8 protein-coding genes are annotated in these 12,515 nt (G+C 67.0%); 3 read left to right on the top strand and 5 right to left on the bottom strand.

Going from position 1 to position 12,515, the window contains the following annotated elements:
- Positions 1-2 precede the first annotated feature (2 nt).
- Positions 3-896, bottom strand: a complete 894-nt coding sequence (locus CYFUS_RS40930) for a hypothetical protein (protein WP_232537097.1) — start codon at positions 894-896, stop codon at positions 3-5.
- Between the two features lie 203 nt (positions 897-1,099).
- Complete coding sequence (gene ruvX, locus CYFUS_RS40925; protein ID WP_095990140.1) at positions 1,100-1,561, bottom strand: Holliday junction resolvase RuvX; 462 nt, start codon at positions 1,559-1,561, stop codon at positions 1,100-1,102.
- 207 nt (positions 1,562-1,768) lie between these two features.
- Here ruvX and CYFUS_RS40920 point away from each other — a divergent pair, with 207 nt between their 5' ends.
- Together CYFUS_RS40920 and CYFUS_RS40915 are read left to right on the top strand one after the other, a co-directional pair.
- A complete protein-coding gene (locus CYFUS_RS40920) occupies positions 1,769-2,818 on the top strand; it encodes a hypothetical protein (RefSeq protein ID WP_095990139.1) in 1,050 nt (349 codons plus the stop codon).
- Positions 2,819-2,826: 8 nt separating this feature from the next.
- The gene (locus CYFUS_RS40915; RefSeq protein ID WP_095992526.1) at positions 2,827-3,342 is read left to right on the top strand and encodes a tetratricopeptide repeat protein; all 516 of its coding nucleotides are present in this window, start codon (positions 2,827-2,829) and stop codon (positions 3,340-3,342) included.
- Positions 3,343-3,390: 48 nt separating this feature from the next.
- On the opposite strand, the gene CYFUS_RS40910 is transcribed toward CYFUS_RS40915, so the two are convergent.
- The 3 genes from CYFUS_RS40910 to CYFUS_RS40900 all read right to left on the bottom strand — a co-directional run bounded on the left by CYFUS_RS40910 (position 3,391) and on the right by CYFUS_RS40900 (position 8,600).
- Positions 3,391-4,587 (bottom strand): M48 family metalloprotease, encoded by a 1,197-nt coding sequence (locus CYFUS_RS40910; RefSeq protein ID WP_095990138.1) that lies wholly within the window; start codon positions 4,585-4,587, stop codon positions 3,391-3,393.
- Between the two features lie 38 nt (positions 4,588-4,625).
- Positions 4,626-5,744: a tetratricopeptide repeat protein gene (locus tag CYFUS_RS40905; RefSeq protein WP_095990137.1), complete on the bottom strand. Its 1,119-nt coding sequence runs from the start codon at positions 5,742-5,744 to the stop codon at positions 4,626-4,628.
- A gap of 282 nt (positions 5,745-6,026) precedes the next feature.
- Entirely contained in the window at positions 6,027-8,600 is a 2,574-nt protein-coding gene (locus CYFUS_RS40900) for a type VI secretion system Vgr family protein (RefSeq protein ID WP_095990136.1), read from the bottom strand.
- A 157-nt stretch (positions 8,601-8,757) separates the two neighbouring features.
- On the opposite strand from CYFUS_RS40900, the gene CYFUS_RS40895 reads away from it, so the two are divergent.
- The gene (locus tag CYFUS_RS40895; RefSeq protein ID WP_095990135.1) at positions 8,758-12,507 is read left to right on the top strand and encodes an RHS repeat-associated core domain-containing protein; all 3,750 of its coding nucleotides are present in this window, start codon (positions 8,758-8,760) and stop codon (positions 12,505-12,507) included.
- The last annotated feature ends 8 nt before the right edge of the window (positions 12,508-12,515 follow it).

Here is a 12,515-nt window from a genome sequence, read left to right as displayed (position 1 = left end):
CGCTACGGGTAGACCTCCCGGCGGGTGGGCGGCAGCGTGCCCTCGGGCGGAATGCGCGAGCCCTCCACGAACTCCTTCTGGTGCCGGCTCATGCCCACGATGCCGCCGAGGATGGCGGAGACGAGGCCGAGGAACAGCGCGCCGAAGACGCCCCAGAACACCTTGCCCGTGGTGTCCGCGGCCTTGAGCGCGCCCGTCTGGATGTTCTGCGCCGCCTGGCTGGCCTTCTCCTGGAAGGCATTGAACTGGTTCTCCACGCGGATGGTGACCTCCTGGGCGTCCGCGTGGGAGAGGTTGGTGTTGGCGGTGATGGCCTGGAGCAGGTTCTGGCGGTCGATCCGCCGCTCGCGCACCGCGGTGCCCACCACGTCCCGGGTCGCGGCCTCGAGCTGCTCGGCGGTCACGGTGGGCTTGCCCTCGGCGGCCAGGCGCTCGTTGATGGGGCGCAGGGCATCATTGGCGTCGAGGCCGAAGCTGCGCGCCAGTTCCCCGATGTCGCCGGCCTGCGAAGCGCCCGCCGCCACGGTGGCCCCCGTGGCCTGGATCGCCGTCTTGCCCACGGAGAACAACCCCCCGGCGACGGAGGACAGCACGTTGCCCAGCAGCCAGATGCCCACGAGCGCGGTGAGTCCCCACATCACGAGTCCGTGCATGCCTCCGCTCGCCCGGCTCTGAACTCCCGCTCCGCGCCCGGCTACGATGCCGCCCACGAAGAGGGCGATGAGGGGAGAGAGCAGTCCCCAGATGCCCGTGAAGATGCCGGAGGACCTCACGCTTCCCGCGTCCGCCGGGTTGATGGAGGACAAGCCCAACGCCAACCCGAGCGTGTACAGCAGCGCCCACAAGCCGAGCGCGGTCACCGTTCCCGCGAAGATCGCCCCCCAGCGCACGGTCATGGGAGCGCCCGTCATGATGTTGACCCGAACGCCTTCTTGAGTTGTCACCGCCATGGCCCACCTCGTCGAAAGACAGGGGAATCCCCTGTCCACTGGAAGATGGACATGCGCACGCCCGGAACAGGGCGGCCTTCCCCGCTGCTTCCTCGTCCCCTCGCGGATGACCTCGGGCGAGCGGTCAACGAGACGCTCGCGAGGTGGGCTCACTCCTCCGGGTCGTCACCCTCCTCGGCGTGGAAGGTCGTGGCCCGAGCGACGCTCCGGGCATCCAACCAGCCCTGGAGGATGAACTGGGCGGCCATCTGATCGATGACCTCGCGGCGTTTGGCGCGCGACAGGTCCGCCTCGAGCAGGGTGCGCTGGGCGGCCACGGTGGACAGGCGCTCGTCACACAGCTCCACGGGCAGGCCGAACGTCTGGGTGAGCACGTCCACGAACTTGCGAGTCGCCTCGGCACGCGGTCCCTCGCTCCCATCCATGTTGAGGGGCAGCCCGACGACGAAGGCCTGGGCTTCGTACTCCTCCACCAGTGCCTTGAGCGCGGCGAGGTCTGCCTTGAGACCACTTCGCCGGATGGTGGTGACCGTCTGGGCGGTGAGGCCCAGGGGATCTGAAACGGCGACGCCAATCGTCTTGGTGCCCACGTCGAGGCCCAGGGTGCGCATGTGCTTCGCAATCTAGCCCCAATCCTTGCTCGTGGACCGCCCCGTCCGGTGCCCAGGACGCCACCCGGCTCAGGGGCCGAGCCAACCCGCTGAATTCGTTGGCGTGGCGAGGCGCCGGGGACGCGGCATCGCCGCTGCAATGCGTCGGGCGCGCAACACGACGCGGTGCTCGGGGGCACGGAGCCCTCGTCCCGCGCGGGAGGCACCATGGAAGGCATCGGGAAGTTCTTTGGAGGGGTGGCGAACGTGCTGTCGGGAGGCTTTCTCGTCGATACGTTGGGCAACGCGCTGGGCCTGCCCCCCGTCGTCACCAACACCATCAAGACGGTGGTGGGAGCGGCGACGGGCAATGTGATGCTGGCGATGGACGGCGCGGCGGGAGTGGCCCAGGAGTTGGGCAAGAACCCGCCCGCGTCCACCGAGTACTGCCCGCCGAAGGACAGCGCGCGGGCATGTGAGGGCTATTCGCGGCCGACGCATGGGAGTTCGCCGGTGGGCGGGAGCGAGGGGCGGCTGGACCCCAAGATGAAGGACTACCTCCAGTCGTTGCAGACGCTGGAGCGCAACTTCCAGTACCTCGACGCGACGGATGGAAAGATGGAGGGGATCCTGCGGCTGTCGGACCTGCAGCGCATCGCGGGTGATCGCCGGGTGTCGCCCGAGCTGCGCGAGGCGGCGCGCTTCCTCGTGGCCAACCCGGGCTACTTCGAGCGGCTCGACGTCTCGACGGACGCGCGAGGCCTCATGGAGGGGCCTTTCCGGGCCTTCAAGAACGACAACGCGTTCAACGTGCAGGACCTGCGCGGGGAGATCGGCAAGGTGAAGGCGGAGCTGGCCGCGGGTGGCACGGCGAGGCCTCCTCCCGGACAGTCGTGTCCGACGACGGGCGGCTCGGCGCCGGGTTCGACGTCCGGCTCCACGGCCAGCTCGAGCGTCAAGGGCATCATCAACGACCCGAACATGAGCCTGGAGGAGAAGATCAACGCCATCCTCATGAACCTCACGGAGAAGATGGACGACGAGATCCTCCAGACGATGGACAGCCTCGCCGCGGCTCAGGACAAGAAGGCGGGCATCTCCAACGAGAAGGGCAACGAGAAGTCGCTCACCGAGGCCCAGCGCGACATCGACCGGCTGTCCATGCGGCTGCAGCAGCTCGTGGAGAAGCGCAAGACGATGTTCGAGATGATGAGCACGATGTCGATGAAGTTCAACGAGATGGCGAAGACGGCCCTCTCCAACATGCGCAGCGCGTGAGCCAGGCGATGGGACGGGTCATCAAGTACGAGGGAGCGGCCATGGACACGGCGACGGTGCGGAAGCTCGAGGCGTTCGTGCGGGGGGAGGCGACGTGGGCGGAGGTGGAGGGGATGACCTTCGAGGAGGCGAAGGCCATCGCCCGGGTGGGGTGTGACCTGGCGGGGGCGGGGCGCCACGAGGAGGCGCGCATCCTCTTCGAGGGGTTGGTGGCGGGCAATCCCCAGGACGCGGCGAGCCGGGCGGCGCTGGGCACGGTGTACCAGAAGCTGGGCCGGCTGCAGGAGGCGCTCACCGAGTACAGCGCGGCGCTGGAGCGCGATCCGGGCAATCCGGTGGCGCTCGTCAACCGGGGCGAGCTGTACCTGCGGCAGGGCAACCGGCAGGGCTTCACCGACATCGCCAACGCGGTGGAGGCGGACCCCGAGGGCTCGACGCTGGCGGGACGGCGCGCCCGGGCGCTGGTGAAGGCCATCGCGCTGGCGGCCGTGGAGAAGATGAAGGGAGAAGCGGCGCGGGCGTGAGTTGTCCGCGTTGGGGGGGCTGGGTGGAGCGGGGGGCTCCGTTCGGACTCAAGGGGCGGGGGGGACGGCCGCCAGCCGCTCGCTCAAGGGCGGGTGGCTGTGCCCCTTGAGGACGGCCCAGCGCGGGGGATCGGGGTCCATCTTGTTCACCCGGGCGGCCTTCACGAGCATGCGCCGGAAGGCGGAGGGATCCTGGGTGAGCTGGAGGGCGTAGCGGTCGGCCTCGCGTTCGCGCTCGCGGGAGAAGGCGGCGGACACGGGGGTGCTCAGGAAGAAGACGAGGAAGGAGAGCAGCCACAACAGGGGCAGGGTGCGGATGTCGGCGAAGCGCGTGGTGCCAAACCACCCGCGCTTCGCCGCGAGCCGGAGCACCCGGTCGATGGCGAAGAGGAGCGCGATCAACGCCACCGAGGAGGCGATCCTCCCTGGCCATTTCGGTTCGTGCACGTGGCCCGCCTCGTGGGCGACGGCGGCGAGGATCTCCTCGGGCGAGAGTTCCTTCACGATGACGTCGTTGAGCACGATGGTGCGCGTGGGGCCCTGGCCGGCGAAATAGGCTTGCAGGCGTTTGCTGGCCACGGAGGTCTTCTCCACCCGGACGTCCTCGAAGGGCACGTGCGCGCGGGCCATGAGGGCGGCGATGCGCTCGCGCAGGGGGCCGGGCTCCAGGGGTGTCTGCTCGAAGTAGAGCTGCCCGCGGTAGGGATCCAGGGCCGAGGCGACCAGCAGCAGCAGCGCCGAGGGGATGCCCAGCACGAGCCACCAGCGCTTCACCCGGCGGGCCAGACCATACAACCCGAGCACCAGCATGGAGGTGGCGATGGCCGAGAGCGCCAGGCCCTTGAGCTCGTCCAGTGCGTAGCGCAGTGGGGTGTACGTGGACATGCCGTAGCGGTGCTCCAGCACGTAGTCGAAGTAGATGTTCGAGGGGGTGTGGACGAGCTGGATGAAGAGGTCCACGAACAGCGCGAAGAGGAGCGCGGCGCCCCAGCCCGGCTCACCCCAGATGCGGTCCAGGGCCTGGAGGATGACGCGGCTGACGGGGGCCGTCCTGAGGAAGGCGAGCTGGCGGGAGAGCCAGGCCGCGCAGGCCTCGGCGCCCCGGTGGAAGGGCCGCACCAACGCGCCGAGGATGAGGGCGAGAACGCCGAGGTAGACCAGCGGACTCACCGCGCTCCCGATGTAGAGCGGCTGGTGGTAGGCCTTGATCTCGGCGAGCTGCGCGGGCGTGAAGAGAGGCTCCATGGGTGGAGCCTACCCGGTGGAGCCTCCGTGCTCCCAGCTCAGGAGCGGGGCGGGGTGCCGGTGGGAGCGGCGTTCTCCGAGTCCTGGAGCAGCAGGGCCTTCATCTTCTCCAGGCTCTGGCGCGTCTTGTCGACGAACGTGTTGTGGGAGCCGATGCGCTCGGCCGCCTCCAGGGTCTGCTCGTAGACGTCGATGGCCTTGGTGAGCAGCACGCGCACGCGCTGGTGCAGCTCCTCGCGGTAGATCTCCGCCTGCTCCGCGTCCAGCTCCTTGGGGGCCGGCGAGTTCACGAGCTTTTCGTACAGGTCCTCGTAGAGCGAGCCGATCTGCGTGCCGGCGGCCGTGGCCCAGTGCCCATTGCCCACGCGGATGGCGCGCAGGTAGTGGCCCTGCGCGGACAGGAGCAGCTCGGCCTTGTCGTTGAGGTCATTGGCGAGCGCATCGGCGCCCTTGCCCGGGTCGAGCGCCACGTCCGCGTAGCGCAGCCGGTAGATCTCCCCGATGAAGAAGTGGGCCTGGGCGGGGTAGTAGTCCGGCACCTCGTCCTTGTCCGAGAGCTCCTCGTAGGTGGAGACGGCGCGGCGCAGCGTGGCCTCCGCCTTCTCGGGCTGTCCGGCCTCCAGCTCGCACACGCCCTGCTGCACCTGGGCCTCCAGGCGCTTGCCCACGGGCAGGTCCTCGCGTCCGGCGACCGTGGCCAGCAGCTGCACGGCCTCCGGATAGTGCTCCAGGTGGTAGTGCGTCTCGGCGAGGCGGAAGACGGACTCCAGCGCGTCGCCGGTGCCCTGCTTCGCGTCGGCCAGCTCGGAGAAGCGCCGGGCCGCCGCCTCCCACTGCTCCAGCCGCTCGTGGGCGAGTCCCGCCTGGTAGATGGCCTCGCGCCGGTGGGGGCTCTGGGGATGGAAGTCCGCCAGCCGCTCGAAGTAGAGCGTCGCCTGGACGAAGTCCTTGGCCGCGAAGGCCGACGTCCCGGCCGCGAAGAGCTCCTCGTCATTGAGCGCCGCGAGCTCCGCGCTTCCCGTCACCCGCTCCGCGTCGAAGCGTACTTCCTGCCGGGGCGACTCGCCCGAGGCATCCCTGCCCGCGGACCCCGTCGTCCGGCACCCCACCAGACCCAGCACTCCCACCCACACCCATTTGCGCCAGGTGGCCGACATCCATGTCCTCCGCTTCTGGGGGCCGGCGGGGCCCCTCCAGGTCCATTGTCCCAGGACAACGCCGCGTAGCATGGGTTCCCGGGCAACTCTCAGCTTAATGTCGTTAGCGCTTGGCTGCCCGCGCCGTGCGCCGCCTGGGATGGGGGCGCGCCCCGGGCAAAAGTGCACGCGTGGACGGTTCCGGGCTGCCCGGCCCGGCGGCGAGTGGCGACGGCGGGAGGACAATCACCTCCCCTGGCCGCCGGGGAGCCAGACGCCTGGCGGTTCTCGACACCCTGCCGCTCAGTTGATCTTGATGAGCGCGCCCGTGATTTCGTGGATGCCGATTGCCGAGGAGGTGATCTGCGGGCCGGAGACGTTGACCCCGGGCGGCTCGAGCTTGACGGTGCTCTGCTGGACGCCCAGCTCCACCGCCTGGGCGCCCGAGATGGTGATGGTGCCGCTCTTGTCGAGCACGATGCTCGCGGCGCCGCAAACCAGCTCGAGCGTGGTGTTGGCGACGAGCCGGACGACGCCGCCACTCTCCGCCAGTTCCAGGATGCCCGAGGGGTTGTGGGTCCGCAGACTCTTCTCCGCCTTGAGATCGGCATGGCCCTCGGACAGGGCCAGGGTGGTGCCGCCCTGGGTGACCACGAAGTTGGGTCCTACGGCGATGTTGTAGCTGCCTGTCACCTGGGTGCTCTTGTCGGCGCTGACGGAGAGCTGGTCGTTCTGGGTGATGCTCGTCACGCGCTCGTTCTGGATCGTGATCGTCTCCTTGCCGGTGACGGTCTCCTTGCGCTCTCCGGAGATGGTGACGGTCTCGTTGCCGTCGATGGTGGTGGTCCGGGAGCCGTGGATGGTGCGGGTCTCGTCCTGGTCCACGGTCTTGGTGCGGTTCTGGTGCACCGTGATCGTTTCGTTCTTGTCGATGGTGCGGGTCCGGTTTCCCTTGACGGTCAGCGTCTGGTCCTTGTCGATGCTCTCGACCTGGTTGCCCGTGACCGAGTTCGTCTGGTTCGCGCCCACCGAGGTGTTGTGCATGTTGAGCACCACCTCGTTGAAGTCCTTCTGGGCGTGCAGGAAGATCTCCTCCTGACTGGCAAGGTCTTCGAAGCGCAGCTCGTTGAAGCCGGCCTCCTTGGGGGAATCCTTCGGGTGGGGCGAGCTGCGGGTCTTGATGGTGCTGCGGGTCTTGTTCTTGGGCAGCTCGTAGGGCGTCAGGTTGGTTCCGTTATAGACGCAACCCACCACCAGCGGGCGGTCCGGATCGCCCTCGATGAAGTCGACCAGCACCTCCATGCCGATGCGAGGCAGGAAGAAGGTACCCCACATGCCGCCGGACCACCCCTGGACCACGCGGAGGAAGCAGGAGCTCTGGGCGTCGCGCTTGCCGACACGGTCCCAGTGGAACTGCACCTTGATGCGCCCGTGCATGTCTGTGTAGATCTCCTGGTCGGCCGGTCCCACCACGGTGGCCGTCTGAACACCGAAGATGCGGGGGCGGGGCCTGCGGCGCTCCGGGCGGAAGGCGATGTTGGCGGGGATGCACTCGAAGCGGTTGTGATAGCGCTCGGCGTGGGACTGCGCCTCGGACTCCTCTAGTACATGACTGGTGAGTTCCTCGGGGGCCCGGCCGAAGTGCTCGACACGGGTGAGCACATACCGCTGGTCCAGCTCCGCCTTTCCATGTCCGGACAGGGAGAAGGTCAGACCCGGGCACATGCCGATGACGTTGCCGCTGCCCCGGCCCTGTCGCTCGCGCGCCGCATGCGCTTGCAGGCGCAGCTTGCTCTGGCGTTTGCCATCTCCCTCCGTGTAGGCGCCAGCTCCTTCATCGTAGCCGCTCAGGGTCATGGGGGACTGGTGCTCGTAACGCTCCATGAGCACGAGCTCGGAACTCGCTCCGGTGTCCTCCTCGTGAAGCGGCTGCTTCTCGGCGTCTCCTGGAATCCGGCTCCAATCAAAATCGCGAACCACCACGCGATTGGTCCGAAGCTCGTGGGAGAAGTCGAAGGCGCGGATGGACTCCGTGTCCGCGGTGTCCGCCTCCGGTCCACGGATGCCAAGAGGCAGTCCGTCCATTGTATTCAACGGGACGCAGCACTCGTTGGCATCGATGAGCACCAGCTCCTCGGCCTCGCCCGAGTGGTCGAAGTAGAAGGAAATGCCTTCCTCCTCCATGAGACGCAGCACGAAATCCAGGTCGCTCTCGCGGTACTGCACGCAGTACTCGCGCTTGGGGTACTGCTGGGTCAGCGCGAGCCGGACATTGCGCTTGAACGGCGTCAGGCTCTCCTTCAGCACCTCGGAGAGGATCTCCGGAACCGCCATCTCCTGGAAGATGTAGGAGTCGACACGCTGGGAAAGAGCCCAGAGCGCCGGGACGATGTGGACGCGCGCCAGGGCGTTGCCATCCTTGCTGCCCAGGTGCTCCACGCGGTGGGCGATGCCATGGAGCTGGCGCGTGCGGGAGTCCCGGGAGACGGCGAGGGAGCACGAGGTCCCGAGCATCGCGTCCGGATCGGCGAACAGGCTCTCGCTGGCCAGGTCCACCACGCACGCGTAGAGTTCGGAAAGGCCCTCGCTTGTGCGGAAGGTGAGCACGCGCCAGGAATTGGCCGGGTCCCCTCCGGAGGAGAAGGCGAAGCGGACACTCTCCAGTCTGAGCGCTCCGGAGAGCAGGCTCGTGGCCTGGCTCAACAAGTCCAGGTCCTCCGAGCCCGTGACGGCGCTCGCGGCCCCCACCAGGGTCCGCACCGTCTGGATGGCCTGTCCGGTGTGTGGGCCCGTGACGGCGCGCGCGGCTCCCGTCACGGTCTGAGCCGCCTGGACGGCCTGCCCGGCATCACTCAGCAGCTTCTTCCAGTCCGACATGGGTTTGTTCCTCCCCCGTGGAGTCTCAAAGATAGACTCATGTCGCGAGCACGTCAGCAATCAAGCGAATCCGGAACGGCTCGAACCAAAAGTAGCACACCCAGGCCAGCAGGCGCGTACTTGACGTGGCGGGGACATTGTGGATTCCACTGTCACCATGGGAGCAACTGGCAGAATCGCGGTCGGGCACCCGGTAGACGTTTCCTCGGGCGTGCTGTTCAACACTTTTCTGGACTTCGCCCTGCCAGGAGCGCTGCCCCTGTCCTTCGACCGGTTCTACAGCACCGGATTGCTCGGCGGACAGCGCGGGGAGCCACTCGGGCCAGGCTGGCGCCACTGCTTCCAGCACGAATTCCGGCAGACGGTGGACGGCTTCGCCTACGTCGACTCGACCGGGGCGGAGCTGGCCCTCGAGGACGTTGGCGGGCAGTTTGCTCGCACCGGCCTGCTCCGCTCTCCCCAGAACCAGCTGGAACTGCGTGGAGATCCCAACCACGTTGAATTGCAGCTCTACGGCTCGGATCAGCCCACCTGGAAGCTGGGATTCGCCCGCAAGCCATCTTCCCTGGATTATCTGCTTACCTCCATTCAACTCAATCCCAAGGTAAAGCTGACATTCGAATACGACATCCGCGAGCGCCTCGTGCGCGTGACGCAGACGCGGATGAATCGTTCATTGCGTCTGGAATACACGGCGAACGATCAGTTGGCCAGCATCTGGTTCGAGGTGGCGGGGGGGCGGGAGCTGGTCGCCCGCTTCACCTTCGATGAGCACCGCCACCTGATACGGGTGACCGACCGGGTGGGCGAGGTGTCCGCCTTCGCGTACGACGCCAGTGGGCGAATGGTGTCGGAAGCGCGGTGCAGCGGCGCTGTGTATTCCTTTCGCTATGACGTGGAGGGGCGCTGTGTCTACGCCGCAGGGGCCAATCGCCACGAGGAGCGGACCCTGCAGTACGACGCAGCCCGGCGTACCACCTGTGTCACCGACAGCCACGGCCACGTGACAACCTACTCGTACAACGAGGCCGGACAGGTGACGCGCGTCCTCTTCCCTCTGGGAGGCGAGGCCCATTACTCCTACGATGCCCAGGCTCGCCTGGTCTCCATCCGCGGCGTGAACAAGCAGCAGCGCACGCTGGAGTACGATGACCTTGGGCGGTTGTGCGCCATCCTCCCTCCGGGGAGCGCACTGCGCTACACCATCCAATACAACGAGCGGCATCAACCCACCCGGGTGACGTCTGGCGCCGACGCCTGGTCGTATGGGTTCGACGAGGAGGGCTGCTGCACCCATTTCATCGATCCGGCGGGCCAGGAATGGAGCTACCGCTACAACGAGTACGGTGAACTGGTCACGGTCCGAGATCCACTCGGCCACGAGGATCAACGGCAATGGGGGCCGCGCGGTGAATTGTCGGCCTTCGTCACCCGGGATGGCCGCGTCTGGCGCGCCGGGCATGATTCATACGGACGGCGCGTCAGCGTGACGGATCCCCAGGGCAGCACCTCACGCTACACCTATGACCGTGCTGGCAACTTGGCGAGCGTCGAGTCGCCCGACGGACGCACCTGGAGTTACACCTACGACGGGGGCGGGCGGTGTACCGCCGTGAAGGAGCCGGGCGGAACCATGAGCCGGGCCCGCTACAATGCCTGTGGGCAGGTGGTGGAACTCATCGCCCGGGACGGGACCCACCGCCGCTTGGAATGGGACACCGAGCCTGGCCGCCTCCTCGCGCTCGAGAACGCGCGGGGTCAGCGAACCGAGTGGACCTATGACGCGCAGGGCCGGGCCGTCTCCCGGCGCCACTGGGATGGCTCGGTGACGCACCACGAGTTCGATCTCGCCGCCAACCTCACCGCCCTCATCTCCCCGACCGGCGAGCGCTACGAGTTCGACTACGATGCCGAGAACCGTCTCGTCGAGCGCCGGACTTCGGACGGCGCTCGGACGCGCTACGAGTACAATGGGCACTCCCGGCTGGTGAAGGTCTCGGCACTTGGCTCGGAGATCGTCTACGAGCACGATGCACTCGGGCGGACGGTCGCGGAGTTCCACAATGGCGTGGCCGTGCGGAGCGCCTATGACGCGATGGGGCGGCGGCTGGAGCTGAATTCGGACCTGGGCGCGCACGCCCGCTTCGACTGGAGCCCGGAGGGCCTGTGCTCGGCCATCCACCACTCCGAGGGACCCTTGCGCTTCCGACATGGGCTGCTGGGTGAGGAGTTGCAGCGCATCCTTCCCGGAGGAGCTGTGTTCGAGCAGGCCTATGACCGTCTGGGCCGCCTGGTGGAGCAGCGTCTCGTGCAACCCTCCGGCGCTGTTGCCGAGGCGGGATGGACGTCACCGGGGCAGTTGGAGCTGCCCATCCCCTTGCGCCGCAGCTTCAGCTACGACGTCATGGGCCATGTGGCCTTCATCGACGACTCGTCGCGCGGCTGGAGGCGCTTCACCCATGACCTCGCGGGCCGGCTGCAGTCGGTGCAACACTCGACGGGGGAACTCGAACTCTTCGACTACGACGCTGCGGGAAACCGGCAGACCGCCGCGACCCTGGCGGATGGCATGGCCAGCTCCATCCTGGAGGGCTCACTCCGGCGGAGCGCGCAAGGCCTGCCCATGCTCGACATCATCGAGCTGTCCAATGCTGGTGCCGACCTGTCCGTGGCGATCTCCCCCAAAGGCAACCAGACGGTGGAGTTGCAATGCACCGGCCGGAGCCTGCGTTACGAGTACGACGGGCAGGGACGGTTGGTACGCAAGCACGTCCATCGCAACGACAAGGTCGAGACGTGGAGCTATGCGTGGAACGCTCTCGGCCAGCTCGTGACTCTCACCCGTCCCGATGACGAGCTGTGGACCTATGAGTACGACGCCATCGGCCGCCGCACCGCCAAACACGGGCCGCGGGGAACCCGGCGCTACGTGTGGGATGGCCTCAGGCTGTTGCACGAGATGGAGCCCTCGGGCGAGCTCACCACCCGCCTCCACCACCCGAACCAGCCCATTCCGGTGTTGGAGCAGCGGGCGGGGGTGACTCACTACGTGCTGCCAGACCAGATTGGCAGTGCGAGCGAGCGTGTCACCCCGGACGGACATGTGGTGTGGGCGGCCCGGCGTGGCACCTGGGGCCAGCCAGTTGCCCAGGTCAGCGAGGGCGAACCGGGCTTCCCCGGGCAGAGCTACGACACCGAGTCAGGCCTTTATTACAATCATGCGCGCTACTACGATCCGGAACTCGGCAGGTACATCAGCCCGGATCCCATCGGGCTGCGCGGCGGGTTGAACGAATACGCCTACGTTCCCAGCCCGGTGGAATGGATGGATGTGCTGGGGCTGACCCCCGTCACGGGAGGCCCCTATCCCTGGGCTTTCCAGGGTTTAGATCCCTTCCTGAGTGATGGCACTCCCGATCTCTCCAACCCCCAGAATCGCTATGTCAATACAGACATGGGAAAGGGTTACAAGGATTACAAGGCTCGATCCTTCGATGAGGACGGAAAAGGGGGCAAGTGCATGGCCGTCGTCATTTTCAATGACCCCGATGACCCCAGCGAGCCGGTGGCCTTCATCAGCGGTCACGGTAATCCCACGGAGAACACGGTCCGGGCCAATGCCGCCATCAAACATACCAAGGGCGATAGTGGGAATTGGACCCACTCGGAAAATCAGGCGCTCAATTACTTGGACAAGAATAATGTGACCTCCGCGACCATCTATGTCGACCGTCCGCCTTGCAGTCACTGCCAGAATACCTTGCCAGATACATTGAAGAAGATGGCCGACAGTGGTAGGAATTATAAAGTGTTGTTCTATGACCATGAGAGAAAAATGTATAGGGACTTCGACCTGGGTTCGAACATCGATAGAACGCACGGTACATGCGATGGTTCATGCCCTTAGAAAGGACT

The organism is Cystobacter fuscus (assembly GCF_002305875.1).
GTDB lineage: Bacteria > Myxococcota > Myxococcia > Myxococcales > Myxococcaceae > Cystobacter > Cystobacter fuscus_A.
Note: the sequence above shows the minus strand (reverse complement) of the source record. Positions and strands in the feature narration are given on the sequence as shown.

What these genes read in the sequence shown, in the direction of transcription:
- CYFUS_RS40930 (WP_232537097.1), bottom strand. Translation starts at nt 896, where the DNA reads ATGACCGTGCGCTGGGGGGCGATCTTCGCGGGAACGGTGACCGCGCTC.
- ruvX (WP_095990140.1), bottom strand. Translation starts at nt 1,561, where the DNA reads ATGCGCACCCTGGGCCTCGACGTGGGCACCAAGACGATTGGCGTCGCC.
- CYFUS_RS40920 (WP_095990139.1), top strand. Translation starts at nt 1,769, where the DNA reads ATGGAAGGCATCGGGAAGTTCTTTGGAGGGGTGGCGAACGTGCTGTCG.
- CYFUS_RS40915 (WP_095992526.1), top strand. Translation starts at nt 2,827, where the DNA reads ATGGGACGGGTCATCAAGTACGAGGGAGCGGCCATGGACACGGCGACG.
- CYFUS_RS40910 (WP_095990138.1), bottom strand. Translation starts at nt 4,587, where the DNA reads ATGGAGCCTCTCTTCACGCCCGCGCAGCTCGCCGAGATCAAGGCCTAC.
- CYFUS_RS40905 (WP_095990137.1), bottom strand. Translation starts at nt 5,744, where the DNA reads ATGTCGGCCACCTGGCGCAAATGGGTGTGGGTGGGAGTGCTGGGTCTG.
- CYFUS_RS40900 (WP_095990136.1), bottom strand. Translation starts at nt 8,600, where the DNA reads ATGTCGGACTGGAAGAAGCTGCTGAGTGATGCCGGGCAGGCCGTCCAG.
- CYFUS_RS40895 (WP_095990135.1), top strand. Translation starts at nt 8,758, where the DNA reads ATGGGAGCAACTGGCAGAATCGCGGTCGGGCACCCGGTAGACGTTTCC.